General features: G+C 64.2%; 13 protein-coding genes. 5 read left to right on the top strand and 8 right to left on the bottom strand.

Translation table 11 applies throughout. The features are described from left to right. The first annotated feature begins 8 nt into the window (after positions 1–8). From AC13FW_RS08325 to AC13FW_RS08315, 3 genes are all read left to right on the top strand, one after another. Entirely contained in the window at positions 9–563 is a 555-nt protein-coding gene (locus tag AC13FW_RS08325; protein ID WP_296253868.1) for a 1,2-dihydroxy-3-keto-5-methylthiopentene dioxygenase, read from the top strand. 147 nt (positions 564–710) lie between these two features. Next, entirely contained in the window at positions 711–1,409 is a 699-nt protein-coding gene (mtnC, locus tag AC13FW_RS08320) for an acireductone synthase (RefSeq protein WP_482988795.1), read from the top strand. A gap of 196 nt (positions 1,410–1,605) precedes the next feature. Continuing rightward, entirely contained in the window at positions 1,606–2,115 is a 510-nt protein-coding gene (locus AC13FW_RS08315) for an MgtC/SapB family protein (protein ID WP_482988794.1), read from the top strand. 155 nt (positions 2,116–2,270) lie between these two features. Here the strand turns inward: AC13FW_RS08315 and AC13FW_RS08310 are convergent, their stop codons facing one another. Beyond that, positions 2,271–3,428, bottom strand: a complete 1,158-nt coding sequence (locus AC13FW_RS08310; protein WP_482988793.1) for a metallophosphoesterase — start codon at positions 3,426–3,428, stop codon at positions 2,271–2,273. A gap of 578 nt (positions 3,429–4,006) precedes the next feature. Continuing rightward, entirely contained in the window at positions 4,007–5,824 is a 1,818-nt protein-coding gene (locus AC13FW_RS08305; protein WP_482988792.1) for a DUF885 domain-containing protein, read from the bottom strand. Positions 5,825–6,042: 218 nt separating this feature from the next. Between AC13FW_RS08305 and AC13FW_RS08300 the strand changes: the two genes are divergently transcribed. After that, positions 6,043–7,311 carry an amino acid permease gene (locus AC13FW_RS08300; protein WP_296250587.1) on the top strand — a complete coding sequence of 423 codons (1,269 nt, stop codon included), beginning with the start codon at positions 6,043–6,045 and terminating at the stop codon, positions 7,309–7,311. Positions 7,312–7,464: 153 nt separating this feature from the next. Here AC13FW_RS08300 and AC13FW_RS08295 read toward each other — a convergent pair whose 3' ends face one another. The 6 genes from AC13FW_RS08295 to AC13FW_RS08270 all read right to left on the bottom strand — a co-directional run bounded on the left by AC13FW_RS08295 (position 7,465) and on the right by AC13FW_RS08270 (position 15,751). Further along, positions 7,465–9,102: a family 43 glycosylhydrolase gene (locus tag AC13FW_RS08295; RefSeq protein WP_482988791.1), complete on the bottom strand. Its 1,638-nt coding sequence runs from the start codon at positions 9,100–9,102 to the stop codon at positions 7,465–7,467. Positions 9,103–9,216: 114 nt separating this feature from the next. Further along, positions 9,217–10,713 carry an efflux transporter outer membrane subunit gene (locus tag AC13FW_RS08290; protein WP_482988790.1) on the bottom strand — a complete coding sequence of 499 codons (1,497 nt, stop codon included), beginning with the start codon at positions 10,711–10,713 and terminating at the stop codon, positions 9,217–9,219. A gap of 10 nt (positions 10,714–10,723) precedes the next feature. Then, on the bottom strand, positions 10,724–11,869 hold the full coding sequence (locus AC13FW_RS08285; RefSeq protein ID WP_482988789.1) for an ABC transporter permease: 1,146 nt from the start codon (positions 11,867–11,869) through the stop codon (positions 10,724–10,726). 2 nt (positions 11,870–11,871) lie between these two features. Continuing rightward, positions 11,872–12,993, bottom strand: coding sequence for an ABC transporter permease (locus AC13FW_RS08280; protein ID WP_482988788.1), 1,122 nt, complete (start codon positions 12,991–12,993; stop codon positions 11,872–11,874). Further along, a complete protein-coding gene (locus tag AC13FW_RS08275; RefSeq protein ID WP_482988787.1) occupies positions 12,993–14,753 on the bottom strand; it encodes an ATP-binding cassette domain-containing protein in 1,761 nt (586 codons plus the stop codon). Before AC13FW_RS08275 ends, AC13FW_RS08280 begins: the two co-directional genes overlap by 1 nt. Further along, on the bottom strand, positions 14,753–15,751 hold the full coding sequence (locus tag AC13FW_RS08270; RefSeq protein ID WP_482988786.1) for an HlyD family secretion protein: 999 nt from the start codon (positions 15,749–15,751) through the stop codon (positions 14,753–14,755). The genes AC13FW_RS08275 and AC13FW_RS08270 overlap by 1 nt, the downstream gene beginning before the upstream one ends. 110 nt (positions 15,752–15,861) lie before the next feature. Between AC13FW_RS08270 and AC13FW_RS08265 the strand changes: the two genes are divergently transcribed. Next, on the top strand, positions 15,862–16,548 hold the full coding sequence (locus AC13FW_RS08265; protein ID WP_482988785.1) for a TetR/AcrR family transcriptional regulator: 687 nt from the start codon (positions 15,862–15,864) through the stop codon (positions 16,546–16,548). Positions 16,549–16,578: the final 30 nt, after the last annotated feature.

The following is a 16,578-nucleotide window of genomic DNA, read 5'->3' as shown; positions in this document are numbered from 1 at the left end:
AGTCCCCCATGAGCCGACTGCGCATTTTCAACGACACCGCCCCGGACGCACCGCTGTTCGACAGCCGCGACGGCGAGGTCATCGCTGCCGAACTGAACAAGATCGGCGTCACCTTCGAACGCTGGCAGGCCAAGCACCCGGTCACGCCGGGCGCCAGCCAGGAAGAAGTGTTCGCCGCCTACCGCGAGGACATTGATCGCCTGGTCGCAGAGCATGGCTTCAAGAGCGTGGACGTGGCCTCGATCGCCCCGGACAACCCGGCGCGCGCCGAGATCCGCAAGAAGTTCCTCGACGAGCATTACCACAAGGAAGACGAAGTCCGCTTCTTCGTCGCCGGCTCCGGCCTGTTCACCCTGCACGTGGGCGACAAGGTCTATGAAGTGGAGTGCGTGAAGGACGACCTGATCGCCGTGCCCGACAGCGTCAACCATTGGTTCGACATGGGCGAGGAACCCAGCTTCGCCGCGATCCGCTTCTTCACCGAGCCGGACGGCTGGGTCGGCCACTTCACCGGCACCGACATCGCCCAGCGCTTCCCGCGCTACGAGCCCAGCGCGGCATAGGCCACTGTTTTGCCGTGAGCCCCGCTCTGCTTGAGCCCCTCTCCCGCCAGCGGGAGAGGGGTTGGGGTGAGGGCAGCTCTACGCTGTTCAAGCCTCAACCCACCCGCACAACGCGCGAGCCCTTAAGCACCGCGCAGGACCCAAAGCATGACCATCAAAGCCATCCTCACCGACATCGAGGGCACCACCTCCAGCATCTCCTTCGTCAAGGAAGTGCTGTTCCCGTATGCCCGCAATGCCCTGCCCGGCTTCGTGCAGGCCCACGGCAACGAACCGCAGGTCCGCCAGTGGCTGGATGCGGTGGCCACCGAGATTTCCGCCAGCGCCTGCCAGGACGAAGTCATCGTCGAAACCCTGCAGGGCTGGATCGACCAGGACCGCAAGCACACCGCGCTGAAGGCGCTGCAGGGCATGCTCTGGGATGTGGGTTACCGCAACGGCGACTACACCGCCCACCTGTACCCGGAAGTGGCCGACGTGCTGCGCGGCTGGCACGCCAGCGGCCTGCCGCTCTACGTGTACTCCTCCGGCTCGGTGCCGGCGCAGAAGCTGTTCTTCGGCTTCAGCGATGCCGGTGACTTGAACAGCCTGTTTTCCGGCAACTTCGACACCGAGGTTGGCGGCAAGCGCGAGGCGCCCAGCTATGCGCATATCGCCAAGGCCGTCAACATCGCCCCGGCCGAGATCCTGTTCCTCTCCGACGTGGTCGAGGAACTGGACGCCGCCCGCGAGGCCGGCCTGCAGACGGTGCTGGTCGACCGCCTCAGCGATTACCCGCAGCCGCGCAGCGGTGAGGCCACCCATGGCCACACCCGGGTCGAGCGCTTCGACCAGATAGCGCTTTGATTTTCTGGTCGACACACAGACAGAAAGACGGCCCCTCACGGGGCCGTCTTTTTTTGCAGGACCCTTCGCACATGCCTGAATGTGCAGCGCCGCTTTTCACACCAGCAGCACATCGGCATCACCACCGGTAAAGCAAACCCTGCGCAGGATCAGTACTCCATCGCCAGCCCTGCCATCACACCAAGGACGCCCTCGCATGAGCATCACCGAAGAAATCGGTCAGGCGCTGGCCGCCGAGTTCGCCATTCCCGATGTCGGCACATTGACCGTCATCGTCTCCCGGCTGGCCACCGCCATCGTGCTCGGCGGACTGCTTGGCCTGGAACGCGAGCGCAAAGGACGCGCGGCCGGCTTGAAGACCCATATCCTGGTCTCGGTAGGTTCGGCGCTGTTCGTGTTGGCACCTTTGCAGATGGGTATTTCGGGCGCCGATGTGACCCGCGTGATGCAGGGCATCGTTTCCGGCATCGGCTTCCTCGGCGCAGGCGCCATCCTCAAGCTCGACAACGAAGAGCGCATCCAGGGCCTGACCACGGCGGCCGGCATCTGGATGACGGCCGCCATCGGCATGGCCGCCGGCATGGGCATGGAAATGGTGGCCTTCATCACCACGATTGCCGCCTTGGCGGTTGTGAGCACGCTACCGAAGCTGATGCCCGACAAGCGCAGGAATAGTGACGGTAGTGACGCCGACCTCGATACCTGATCTGCCGACACCACCGCAATGCCCAAGCAAGTACATCGCCGAATCTTGTAGGAGCGGTGTCAGCCGCGAAGCTGGCATTGCCGAACATCAGGGCAAATTTGTCACCTGATGATGTGCGAGCCTCGCGGCTTACGCCGCTCCCACAGATCCGGTGGTTACCTGGCTGGGCTACGCAACACCAGCACATCGATGCTGGAGGGCACGCCAAGACGCGCAGTGAAGCCATCCCATTGGCCCACACCGCTGCTGACGAACAAGGTCATCTCTCGCAGCCGGTACTCGCCACGCACGTAGCCGTGGTTGAACGGTGCCACCACCCAGCGATCGAAGCCCAGCATGTGGCCTCCGTGGGTATGGCCGGATACCTGCAGGTCAATGGCGCCAGTTGCCGCAGCGGCACGCGCCTGCTTCGGCTGGTGGGCGAGCAGGATGTGTACATCGCTGCCCTTGCCTCCGTTCACTACCGCGGGCATGTCCGGCGGCAAGCCGCCGTGCATGTAAGGCGTCTGTTTCAAGGCAGCCAGATCGCCAATACCCGACATCGCCAACGTGCGTCCGTTGATCGACAGGGTCGCGGTCTGGTTCTCCAGCACGCCCAACCCCATCTGCCGGAAGTGCGCCATCCAAGCGGCGTAGTCGTAGTAATACTCATGGTTGCCCGGCGCCAACCAGACGCCGTAAGGCGCCTTGAGCTGCGACAACGGCTCGGCGAACCGACCGCTGTCCTCCAAGCCGCCGTCAGCCATGTCGCCGGGCAACACGATCATGTCGGGTTTGACCGCAAGGGTTGCGTCGACGATGCGCTGGGTGCGCCAGGTGCGCTTGACCGGACTGATATGCAGGTCAGCTAATACCGCCACGCGCACGCCATCCATTTCCTTGGGCAGGTTCGGCACGACCAGATCGCGCTCGTGTACCTGCGGTGGCTTGAGGCCGTTGTAGATGGCAAGCGTGGCCAGCAACACGATCAGCAGCGCCGCACCCTGATTGAAACCGACGCCATGCCACGGCATCGCGATGCGTGAGCTGCGCGGCAGCAGGCGTGACAGCAACCAGCCGGCTTCGCGCAGCAGCACGAACACCAGTACCAGCATGAACATCACCAGCACCCAACCGAACACCAGCTGGATCCAGGCTTCGACCGTGTAACTGAAGATGTCCAGCCGCCACAAGGTGGCGAAGCCCAGGCCGATCAGGGCAAGCAGCACACTGATGCCCGTCCGCCAACGGCGTTGTTGTTTGGACAAGGGATGGACCGGCCACCAGAACAGAATGGCGAGCAACGGCAGGATCAGCGATACGATAAAAGTCATCAGCGGTACGCGGTAAGTAAACGAAGAACGCCCGCGATCAGACCGCCAGCGAGCTCAAATGGTTGCCGTGCACTGTGGCACAGCAACATGGCAGACCGAGCGCCCACAGCTGGAACACTACGTAGCCCAACCATAGCGCCGAGCCATGCTCGGCTGGAGCGCACCGGCCGCGCCGATTCGCCACCGCTTCAGCCGCGAAGCCCGCAATCATTCTGATTGCAGGCCCTACTGCGGTTCCATTGTTGCCAGCTTCGCGGCTGACGCCGCTCCCACAACAAACCCCCTGTAGAGCCGAGCCATGCTCGGCTGAAGCTGTGCCGGTGAAACCCCATGCCGAGCATGGCTCGGCACTACGCCCCTGCCCCCTCCCTTTGGCCAAAGGCCAAGGGGAGGACTGGGGAGGGGTTGGTCTTTCGGGGTAATGCCTCTGCCGAGCTTGGCTCGGCACTACGTTCCTGCCCCCTCCCTTTGGCCGCAGGCCTAGGGGAGGGCTGGGGAGGGCTGGGGAGGGGTTGGCTCTTTGCAGCAATCCCTCATGCCGAGCATGGCTCGGCACTACATGTAAGCGGCTGCGCCGCTTACTTGGACTTCTCGGCAATCCAGGCGTTGACCTTCTCGTCGAGCACGTCCAGCGGCACCGAGCCATCCTTCAGCACTTCGGCATGGAACTCACGGATGTCGAACTTGGCACCCAGCGTGTCCTGCGCGCGCTTGCGCAGTTCCTGGATCTTCAGTTCGCCGGTCTTGTACGCCAATGCCTGGCCCGGCCATGCGATGTAACGCTCGGCTTCGGCAACCGCATCCGGCTCGCTCACCGAGGAATTGGCGAACATGTAGTCCAGCACCTGCTGGCGGGTCCAGCCCTTGGAGTGCAGGCCGGTATCCACCACCAGACGCACTGCGCGCCACAGCTCACCCTGCAAGCGACCGAAGTAGCTGTACGGGTCGGTGTAAACGCCCAGGTCCTTGCCCAGGCTTTCGGCATACAGGCCCCAGCCTTCGATGAAGGCCGTCTCGCCACCAAAGCGCCGGAACGCCGGCACGCCCTTCAGTTCCTGCTGCAAGGCCAGCTGGAAGTGGTGACCCGGGATGGCTTCATGCAGGAACAGGTCTTCGGCGTCCCAGGTCTTGCGCGTCGGCAGGTCGTAGGTGTTGACGTAGAAGATGCCCGGCCGGCTGCCATCTTCGCTGGGCTGCATGTACTCGCCGCCAGCGGCCGACTTGGCGCGGAACGCCTCGATCGGGCGGATCTCGAAACCGGCCTTCGGGGTCAGCGAGAACAGCTTGGGCACGTTCGCGTTGATCTTGGCTTCCAGCCCGCGGTAATGCTCCAGCAGCTCCGGCTCGGACTTGAACTCGAACTGCTTGTCGTTCTGCATGAACTTGAAGAAGTCCTGCAGCGAACCCTTGAAGCCCACCTCGGCCATCACCTTCTGGATTTCGCCATGGATGCGCGCCACTTCAGCCAGCCCGATCTCGTGGATCTGCTCCGGGGTCTGCGCGGTGGTGGTGCTCTGCTTGGCGTTGAAGGCGTACCACGCCTTGCCGTCCGGCAAGGAATCCAGACCGACCGTGTCACGGGTGGCCGGCAGGTATTCATTGGCGATGAAGTCACGCTGCTGCTTGATCGCCGGCATCAGCTTGTCGTTGATCACCGCGCGGAAAGCTTCGGTCAGGCGATCCTTGTCGGCCTGCGGGAAGTCGGCCGGCAGCAGCTTGATCGGGCCCCAGAACTGGCTGTCCTCCGCCTTGGCAGTGATGATCTCGTCGAACTGCGGCACCACTTTTTCCATCAACACGCGCGGCTGTACCACGCCGGCCTTGATGCCTTCACGCATGTTGGCGTTTTCAGTCTCCAGCAGTACCGGAATGCGCGCCGCACGGGCCAACCAGTTGTCGTAGTCCTTGACCGTCTTGAAAGGCTGCGCGACCTGGCCCGAACCCAGCATCACCGCATAGCTGACGGTGGAGCCCATCTGGTTGACCGGCATCATCCAGCTCGGGAATTTCTCCCCTTCCAGCGACTGCTTCTGCTCTTCAACGAAGATGCGGTAGCTGAGCAGGTCCTGCCCGGCCAGCCCGGCATCACCGATCCTCTCGGCCTTGCCCAGCCATTCCTGGGTGAAGTCGTGGCTTTGCTTGCGGAACTCGGCCGAGCCGAAGTCCGGCAGCTGGTCGTTGTAACGGTTGTCGCCCTGGAAGGTGGCCTGCAGCGGGTTCAGCTTGAGCACGCCTTCCCAGTAGTCGGCGTAGAGCTGATTCAGCTGCGCGGCCTTGTCGGCCTGCGGCGCCTGCGCGGTGCTGTCACCAGCCGCTGGCTGCGATGAGGGTGAACAGGCGGCCAGCACGGTGGCCAGGGAGAACGAAACGGCGAGCGCCAGCGGTCGAACGGTCATCGGGGTGTCCAGAACAGGGAACAAGGCCGCCAGCGTCAGCGCTACTGTGCCCTGTCGAAAGGGCCAAAGGTCATTACCGGCAGGTTTCACATCGCGGTCCGGGCTGCAAACCGTCATAATCCCTACCCTGCTGCGGTCGCCACGGGCGCCTGCCACCTTCTCTCACGCTCTCCCGGGGCATCCGTACTCCGGCGCGAGCCTTTGCCGTTGCTGTATTTATGACTACTTCGCGTCGCCCGCTGGGCTTCTGGTCCGCCACCGCCCTGGTTGTGGGCAGCATGATCGGCTCGGGCACCTTCCTGCTACCCGCCACCCTCGCCCCCTACGGCGCGGCAACGCTGATTGGGTGGAGCATCACCTTGTGCGGCGCGCTGCTGCTGGCGATCACCTTTGCCCAGCTGGCCAAGCGCTGGCCACAGACTGGCGGCCCCTACGTGTTCGCCCGCAACGCCTTTGGCGAGCTGCCCGGCTTTCTGGTCGCCTGGAGCTACTGGATCTCAATGTGGTGTGCGATTGCCGCGATCGCTGTTGCCTTCGCCGGCAGCATTGGTGCCATCTTTCCTGCCCTGACCGCGACCCCGGTTCGCGCTGCGGCCTGCGGTCTTGTCGCGCTGTGGCTGTGTGCGGGCGTCAACCTGATCGGTGTACGCGAGGCCGGACGCCTGCAGCTGGCAACCACTGTATTGAAAGTCGTCCCTTTGCTGATGTTCGGTCTGGTCGCGCTGTGGCTGGTGGATACCAGCCACTACGTGCCCTTCAACCCTTCCGGCGAATCGTTGGGCAGCGTTGCCGCGGCCACCGTCGCGCTGACCCTGTGGGCGATGATCGGCCTGGAGGCCGCCACGGTCCCGGCCGAGTCGGTCGACGACGCACCGCGCACCGTTGCCCGCGCCACGGTCGCCGGTACCGCCATCGCCGGTATCGCAACCGTGCTCGCCTGCACCACCGTACTTGGCCTGCTGCCTGCCGATGTGCTGGCCAGTTCCAGCGCACCGATGGCCGATGCCGCTGCCGCGCTGTGGGGGCCAACCGCCGGCATGCTGCTGGCCGTGGTAATGGCCATCTCCTGCGTGGGCGCACTGAATGGCTGGACGCTGCTGGCAGCGCAGCTGCCGATGGCCGCCGCCCGCGATGGCGTGCTGCCGCGCGCTTTTGCCCACGAGAACAAGCGCGGCGCACCGGTCTTCGGCGTCATCGTCAGTTGCCTGCTGGCCACGGTGCTGGTGATCTGCAACTACAACCGCTCGTTGGTCGACCTGTTCAAGTTCTCGGTGCTGCTGTCCACCGCTGCCACCCTGCTGCCCTACCTCGCCGGCGCCGCCGCATGGTTGTGGCGCGGCAGCGGTATTGCTTCGCGCATCGCCGCTGCTGGCGCATTGCTCTTCAGCCTGTACGCAATTGCCGGCATCGGTAGCGAGGCCCTGTTGTGGGGCGTGGCATTGATCGTGGCTGGCCTGCCGATCTACTTCTGGTTGCGCCGACGCTGAATGCTGGCCGTTTGTTCACCTGTGGGAGCGGCATAAGCCGCGAAGTCCGCACACCATCAGGTGACAAAGCTGGCAGGAGTTGAGCAACATCAGCTTCGCGGCTTACGCCGCTCCCACAAGAGTCCGATACCAGCGCCGGTATCGGCTTCCCAATCAAACTCTGTTTTTGGCGCTCTCGGCAAGTGCCCGATAACGGAAGTCACTGATAGCCACTTCACCGCCTCCCGCGGCATAGATGCCGATCTTCAGGCTCAAGAAGCCACCGAACACGTTGTGGTGCAGGCCGGATACTTCCATTCGGGTCGGATGCAACTGCCAGCTGTGGCCACCGTCATGTGAGTAGTGGAAGGTCACCACGTTGTTGCTGTTGTTCAAGCGCACCCGTACCGGGCCAGCGGCGCGTGGCGCACGTGCCCACACCAGCTCTTCGGCGTACTGGAAATTCTTGATGGTGGTGTCGTCAAAGCCGACACCGATGAACGCCTTGTTGTTGTAGAACAGCAGCAGGCCGGCTTCCGCACCCATGCCAGGTGCCAGGGTTACCTCCACCTCGTAGGAGCGGTCGGGCACCACGCAGGTCAGTGGCGAGCTGTCGATGGGCGAGGCACCGCTGGCTTCCAGTCGCAGCACACCATTGTCATAGCGGGCACGCTTGCGCTCGTCCGGCCCCGGATTGTGGAGCGCCCATTGCGTGCCAAAGCGATCAGCCGAGAAGTCGTCAGACAGTGCAAATCCCGCCGCGCTGGCCTTGCCACCTGCCGGCTTGCGCAGCGGCCGCGACAGATCCCCGCCCAGCGCCCGGAACCATCCATCAGCGGTCCACTCGATAGGCTCCAGCAAGGTCTGTCGACCCAAGGTCCGGAAGCCGTTCTCATAAGCGTGATAGACCATCCACCAGTCGCCGGCCGGGCCTTCCACCAGCGTTGCATGACCACGCGACCACCAAGGCTCCGCTTCTGATTGGGTACGCACCAGCGGGTTCTGCGGGCAATGCTCCCACGGCCCATGGATGGAGCGCGAACGTGCGGCGATCACCATGTGCCCGGTGACGGGGCCGGCGGTCCCGCCTACCGCCGTGATCAGATAGAACCACTCACCGTGGCGCAGCAGCTTCGGGCCTTCGGGCGCGAAGTTCTCGGTGACCCAATCATCGGGATAGCGCCACGGGCTGTACGCCGCTTCCAAAGCGCCATCGGTAGCCAAACCATCATCGCGCAGACGCACGCGGCGGATGCCGTTGACGAACAGATAGCGCTTGCCGTCCTCGCCGACGATATGGCCCGGGTCGATGCAACCATCGATCTCCAGGTCAATCGGCTCGCTCCACGGCCCTGCGATATCGTCGGCCCAGATAACGAAGATCGACCAGCCCTTGCCGGTCGGATTGGCCGGCAGATAGATGAAGTAACGACCGTCGTGCTTGCACAGGTCCACGGCCCAGATATCGCCGAGTGTCTTGTGCAGCGCTGGCCCGATCGGCGCCCAGTTGACCAGATCGGTGGAGTGCCAGATGACCAGGCCCGGATAGGAATAGAACGACGAGAAGGTCATGTAGTAATCGTCGCCATCCTTGAGGATGGTCGGGTCTGGATGGTCCCCGGCGACGATGGGGTTGAGATAGGTGCCATCCCCAAGGTCAGCGATGCGCTGGCCTTCAGGCCCCTGGCCCCAGCGCGGCGGTGGGCTCACGCAGGTGCCAGCGACAGCTGGCTGCGCCAACACGGACAGCGGCGCAACCATGGCACCGGCAGCAACGGCTTTGAACAGCTCCCTGCGGGAAGTATCTGGCATGCAATTCACTCTCGGTCAGCGAAAGGCCGTCGCGACATCCTCACGGCCGGAACTGATCGAGTGTAGCCGCAGATGGGCACGGGCCATCCATCTGGCCCACAGCCGCGTCTTCAGTCACCTGTGTGCGGGCGGTGCATTGCCCAAGGCCTTGTTGAGCGCGATGAACTGGCTGCGCAGCAATGCCTCGCCATCCACCAGGTCACGCCGCGTCTGCAGATAGCCTCTGCGTGCATCCAGCACCGCCAGGAAGTCGATCAGGCCAGCATCGTGCCGCGCCTGTGCGATCTTGTAGGCGTCCAACGTGGACTGCTCGCGCACACGCAGCTGCGCGCGTTGCTGTTTGGCAGCGGCGTAGCCGTTCAAGGCATTGTCGATCTCCTGCCAGGCCTGCAGCACGGTCTTCTGGTAGGCCACGGCGGCTTCCTGCTGTTCCAGCTCACGCAGCTGCACCACACTTTTGCGTCGGCCGTGATCGAACAGTGGCAGGTTCAGCACCGGGCCAATCGACCAGGTGCGGCTGCCCCAGTCCGAGAACTCACCGGACAGATACGACTCGTAGCCGAACTTGGCACCAAGCCGGATGCTGGGATAGAGATCCGCCTGGGCAACACCGACGCTGGCCGTCGCCTGTTGCAGGCGTGCCTGCGCGGCGCGTATATCCGGGCGCCGCTGCGCCACTTCCGACGGCAGGCCCAGCGACAGATCCGGCAGCCTGTCGCTGGCGGCAACCGCCGGCGCTGCAAGCTGGCTGCGCAATGCGCCGGGGCGCTCGCCGAGCAATAGCGCAAGTTGGTTGCTGCTGCTCGCTTCCTCGGCCAGCAGACCGGGCAAACGCGCTCGTACCGCAGCCAGATCGGCCTGCTGACGGTCCAGATCCAGATGGTCCTGCAAGCCGCCGTCCACCCGTGCCTGCAGCAGCGACAGGCGTTCTTCCAATGCGCCAATGTCCTCGTGTGCCAGTTCGATCTGGCGCTGTGCAGCACGTAACTGCACGTAGCTGCGTGCCACTTCGCTGCTGACGCTCAACCTTGCCAGATCCAACAATGCGGCCTGCTGGGCCACGCTGGCATCGGCCGCCTCGATCGAACGCCGCACCCTGCCCCACAGGTCCAGCTCCCAGGATGCATCGAAGCCGGCCTGGTACAGATTGAATGGCTCGGCCAGCAGCTGTTTCAGTGCGTCACTGTCATTGCTGAGGATGTCGAGCATGCGCGTGCCAGCGCCGTTCTCGCTTTGGCGCTGGCGATTGACGCCTGCAGATGCGTTCATATCGACACCGCGCTGCGCGGCAACCGTGCGCCGCTGCGCCCGCGCCTGGGCGAAGTGCAAGGTAGCCGTGCGCAGGTCCGGGCTCGCCTGCAACGCGCGTCGTTGCAGTTCATCCAGGGTCGGGTCGGACAGCTGCGTCCACCACGCCGGCTGCAGCGCCTGCATACCGACGTCGGCATTCAGTGACGCGTCACCGCCCCGCCATTGCGTCCAGTCGGTAGGGGCCGCCGTGTCCGGACGCACGAAGTCCGGTCCGACCGCGCAGCCGCCAAGCACCAGGCCAGCAGCAAGCGGCGACAGCAGCAGCGGCACGTTCAACAGTGAGCGCAATTGGGGAAACATGGATCGCGTCCTAGGTAAGCCGATTACGGAACAACCACGCCGCCAACGGCAAGGTGATCGCCGCCACCGCCAGCATGGGGATGAAGTTGAAGCCCACTTCCTGCAGGCCCGCCCCTTCCAGATAGACCCGTCGCACCAGATCGATGCCGAAGCGCAGCGGATTGGCATAGGTCGCCACCTGCAGCACCTTGGGCATGTTGGCCACCGGCGTCATCAAGCCCGACAACAGCATCAACGGCATGATCAACAGGAAGGTGTAAAGCATCGCCTGCTGCATGTTGGCGGCCACCGCCGAGATGGACAGGCCGATACCTACCGAGGCCACCGTGAACACCGCCAGCGCCAGGTACAACACGCCCACCGAGCCGGCCATCGGGATCTGGAACCAGAAACGGATGATCAGCAGGATGATGGTGGACTGCACCAGCCCCACCAGAATCGACGGCAAGGCCTTGCCGATCAGGATCTGCATCGGCGTCAGCGGCGTGACCAGCAATTGATCGAAGGTGCCCTGTTCGCGTTCGCGCGCCACCGACAAGGCTGCGATCAACAAGGTCTGCAACATGCTCAGCGCGGCGATCAACGCTGGCATCAGCTGCCAACGCGACTCCAGGTTGGGGTTGTACCAGCTGCGTGTGACCAGCTGCACCGCCTGCCCGCCGGCGGCACCCGTCTGGTTCAACTGCGTTCGATTGGACTGTTCCCTGTTGAAATCGGCGACGATGGAACCGATGTAGCCGGCAGCGGCACCCGCGGTGGTGGAGTTGCGGCCATCCATGATCAACTGCAGCGGTGCACTCTGCCCAGCGGCCAATCGCTGCTCGAAATCAGCTGGAATGCTGATCACCAGCAACACTTCATTGGCGTCGATCACGCCTGCAATCTGCGCCGATGAAGCCAACGTCGCCGTGCGCTCGAACATGCCTGCGCCATCCACCCGCGAAAGCAACTCGGTCGACGCCTGTCCACCGCTGAGGTCGAGCACCGCGTACGGCACATGACGCAGATCAAAGGTCGCGCCGTAGCCAAACAACAACGCCTGCATCAGCGCTGGCATGAACAGCATGGCGCGACTGGAAGGCTCTTTCAGCAGGGTGATCAGCTCCTTCCTGCACAGGAAGGCAATACGCCTGAAATAGATCGCGATAGCATCCATGCCTACACCAGCCTCTTGCGCAGCTTGGAGCGGGTAACCGCAAACAACAGCAGCGCGTACAGCAACAGGATGGCCGACTTCTGCAGGAACAGCGGCCAGTTATCGCCGGTCAGGAACAGCGACTTGATCAGCCCCATGAAATGCGTGGCCGGCAGCAGCTGGCTGATGACCTGCACCGGGACCGGCATGTTGCGCAGGTCGAATACGAAGCCGGACAGCATCATCGCCGGCATGAAACTGGTCAGCAGTGCCACCTGGCTGGCCTGGAACTGGTTGCGGGTCAGTGCCGAAATGAACAGGCCCAGCAGCAACGAAACCGTCAGGTAGAGCAGCGAGCTGAGCACGATCGCCAACAACGAGCCGCGCATCGGCACCTCGAACAGAAAGCGCGCAGTCAGCAGGCAGATCGCCAGATTGATCGCGCCGATGCCGAGATACGGCAGCAGCTTTGCCAGCACCAGTTCGGTCGGTCGTACCGGCGTCACGAACAATGCTTCCAAGGTGCCACGCTCCCATTCGCGTGCAACCAGCAGCGAGGTCAGGAAGGCACCGATCAAGGTCATCACCAGAACGATCAAGCCAGGCACCAGGTACCAGGTACTGGTGCTTGCCTCGTTGAACCACATGCGCTGGACAACACTGACACCGCCACCCGCACTGCTGCCGGCTTGCCTGTCAAGCGTTGTTTGCAGCTGCGTCGCCAGCGCGCCGCCCACATAGCCTTCCAGCGTGCGCGCGGTGTTTGCATCCACGCCGTTGAGGATCAGCTGCACCTGCGCATTGCCCTCAGCCCTGCGCCGGCTGAAGTCCACCGGCACATGCACGATGCCGCCAACCTTGCCTTGCCGCATCAAGGCCACCGCGGCAGTCATGTCGCCGACCTGCACCGGCGCCAGATACGGCGAACCCTGCAGCCCGGCAACCAACGACTGCGTGGTCGGCGAGCGCTCATCCAGCACCACCGCTACCGGTGCGTGGCTGACATCGAACGACAAGCCATAGCCAAACAGCAGGATCAAGGCCGCCGGCAACAACAGGCCCACCGCAAGACTGCTGCGTTCACGCAGCATCTGCCGGGTCTCCTTGCGCACCAGTGCCGATAGGCGGGACAGGAACCCGGACATCACGCAGCCCTGCCACCGGCAGCGGCACTGCGCTGCGCGCGGCCCTGCTCGACGATGCCAATGAAGGCGGCATTCATGTCGATGCCGCCAGCGCCGGCCTGCTCGCGTACCTGCTGTGGCGTTCCCAGGGCCAGCAGTTCACCGGCGTCCTGGATGGCGATGCGATCGCAGTATTCCGCTTCCTCCATGAAATGGGTGGTGACGATGATGGTCACGCCCTGCTGCGCAAGCCCGGTGATGGTGCGCCAGAAGGCGCGCCGCGCCAGCGGGTCGATGCCGCTGGTCGGTTCATCCAGGAACAGGATCTCCGGCGCATGCAGCAAGCCCACCGCCATTGCCAGTCGCTGTTTGTAGCCTGCAGGCAAGTCGCCACTGCGCGCATCCGCCTGCAGGTCGAAGCGTTTGGTGGCATCGGCAACACGCCCGCGCAGTTGCGTGCCGGCAAGACCATAAGCACCACCGAAGAACTCCAGGTTCTCACGCACACTCAAATTGGCGTACAGCGCGAACTTCTGTGAGACATAGCCGATGCGTGCGCGGGCCTGGGCTCGGGCAGTGCGCAGATTCAGACCAGCCACTTCCAGGTGCCCACTGCTGGCCGGCAACAGACCGCAGAGCATGCGGAAGGTAGTGGTTTTGCCGGCACCATTGGGGCCGAGCAGGCCAAAGATCTCGCCGCGGTGCACATCGAAACTGGTGCTGGCCACGGCGGTGAAATCACCGAAGCGGCGCACAAGATCGCGCACCACGATGACCGGCGCATCATCCTGCGGGATCCTGCTTGCTGCGACCTCGGCCGCCGGCAATGATGCTGGCGCCTCCTGCGCACGCAGCAGCATCATGAAAGCGTCTTCCAACTCCGCCGGTCGGCGGCTCGGCGGCTCGCCTTGCAGCAATCCGGCGATATCCGACGGCGCCACACCAGGCTGCAGGATGAAACGTACGGAACCGGCACGCGGCACCGCATCCAGCACGTGCCGGGCATCGTCGATCAGCTGCGCCTGCAGGTCGCGCGGCTGCCGCGTCGGCGCGGGCGCTACCACCCAGGTCAGGCCCTGTGCCTTGTCGGTCAGCGCGGCAGGATTGCCTTGCGCCAACAAACGCCCCTGATGCAGCACGAAGATCTGCTCGCAGCGCTCAGCCTCGTCCATGTAAGCCGTGCTGACCAGCACGCTGAGCTGCTCCTCCTGCACCAGCTGCTGGATGATCTTCCACAGTTCGCGCCGCGACAGTGGATCCACGCCGACACTGGGCTCATCCAGCAGCAACAGCTGCGGTGAACGCACCAGGGTGCAGGCCAGGCCCAGCTTCTGCTTCATGCCACCTGACAACTTGCCGGCCGGGCGTTGCCTGAATGCAGCCAGGTCGGTCATCTGCAACAGGCGTTCGAAGCGCGCATGGCGTTCGTCCGCAGGCACACCATGCAGGTCCGCGTACAGATCCAGGTTCTCCTGCACGCTGAGGTCTTCATACAGGCCAAAGCGCTGCGGCATGTAGCTGATGCGATCCTGCACCTGCTGCGGCTGCCGTGCCACGTCATGGCCAAGCACCTGCAACTGGCCAGAATCGGCGGACAGCAAACCGGCAACCATGCGCAGAAAGGTGGTCTTGCCAGCACCATCGGGTCCAACCAGTGCAGTCAGCTCGCCCTTGCGTACGCGCAGGGAAACCCCGGCCAGCGCCTCCAACTGCCCGCCACCGGCGGCCGGAAAACACTTGCGCAGGTCGACCGCGACAACCGTGGCAGTCGCCGCGTCCATCAGCGCGCCGTCTCCTGCAGGCGCACGCTCACCGGCTGGCCCATGCGTAGCTGATCCTGCGGATCCTCGACCACCACGCGCACTTCGTAGACCAGGCTGGTGCGCAGCTCTTCGGTCTGCACGGACTTCGGGGTGAATTCAGCCACCGAGGAAATGAAGCCGACCTTGCCTGTCACAGGGTTGTCGGGGTGGCTGTCGCTTGTCACCTGCGCAAGCTGCCCGCTGCGGATACGACCGAGCTCGGTCTCGCTGGCAAACACCCGTACCCACTTCGGCTGCGTCAACGCCAACGCGAACGCCGCGCGTTGCGGACCGGCCATGTCGCCGACTTCCACCAGCCGCGAGCGCACTACCGCCGCCACCGGCGCCTTCAGCTGGCCTTGCCCGATCTGGTGCTGCAGCAAGGCGAGCTGGGCATCGGCCGCCTGCAATTGCGCCTCGGCTGCCGCAATGTCTTCCTTGCGCGGGCCTTGCTGCACCAGCGCCAATGCCTGTTGCTGCAGTTCGGCAGTCGCTGCCGCCACTTTCGCCACGCTACGCGCGCGGTCCATTTCCTGCGCACTTACACCACGACCGTCCGTCGCGCTGGCCACGCCCTGCAAGCGCTGCAGGTCCTGCGCTGCACGCGCTGCATCGGCCTGCGCTGCGGCCAGCTGGCTCCTGGCCTGCACGACTTCCTGCGGCCGCGCGCCGTTGTGCAGCCGCGCCACCGTCTGCCGCTGCGTCTCGATCTGTGCCTTGGCTTGATCTGCCTGCAGTTGCAGGGTGCGGGTGTCGAGCGTGGCCAGCACATCGCCGGCCTTGACCTTGTCGCCTTCCTCCACCCGCACTTCCTGCACCCGGCCGCTGCCATCAAAGGCAAGCGACACCTGCCGGATGTCCACATTTCCCTGCAACTGCAGGCCATCGCCAGCCGGCTTATCCCGGCTGCTCCACCACAGCAGCAGCACGACCAGCAACACAATGGCGGCCACCACGACAAGGACGGGCTTCTTCATCAGGACGCTTCCGCAAGCAGGACTGTATCTGCCGAACAGCCTAATTCAAATTAAATTTAATTTAAAGTAGTGCCGGACGGGGCGATGAAGCAGGCTAAACTTGCCACGCAATGAGTACTCAGAAAACCACCCCACGCGGACCACGCACCGACGGCGAGGCCACCCGTGCCCGCCTGCTGGAGGCGGCCGGCCAGCTGTTCTCGCAACAGGGCTTTGCCGAAACCACCAGCAAGGCCGTGGCCCAGCTGGCCGCTGCCGACCTGGCATCCATCAACTACCACTTCGGCAGCCGCAACGGCCTGTACCAGGCGGTGCTGCTGGAAGCCCACCGGCAGCTGCTCGATCTTGATGACCTGCAGCGGATCGCCGGCAGTGCGCTGAACCCGGAGCAGCGCCTGTACGAATTGCTCGCCGGCCTGGTCCAGCGCGCCCAGCAACCCGAGGCCTGGGCACCACGCGTGCTGGCACGCGAACTGCTGGCGCCCTCTTCGCATCTACAGGTGCTGATGGAAGAAGCGGTTCCGCCGAAGATGATGGCGGTGGCGCAGATCCTCAGTGAGATATCCGGCATTCCCGCCACTGAACCGGCCCTGCTGCGCTGCCTGCTGAGCGTCGCCGCGCCCTGCATGATGTTGATCGTGATCGGCCGAGACGTACCCGGCCCGTTGCAGGCAGTGGTGCAAGGCCCATCGCAGCCGCTGCTGGCACATCTGCACCGCTTTGCGATCGCCGGCCTGCAGGCGGTCGGCGAGGGCTACCGCAGCAAGCCAGCAGCAGAGAATGTGGGAGCGGTGTAAACCGCGACGCTGGACTTGTTCGGCCGGTGA

Source organism: Stenotrophomonas sp. 21LCFQ19 (assembly GCF_056861425.1).
Note: the sequence above shows the minus strand (reverse complement) of the source record. Positions and strands in the feature narration are given on the sequence as shown.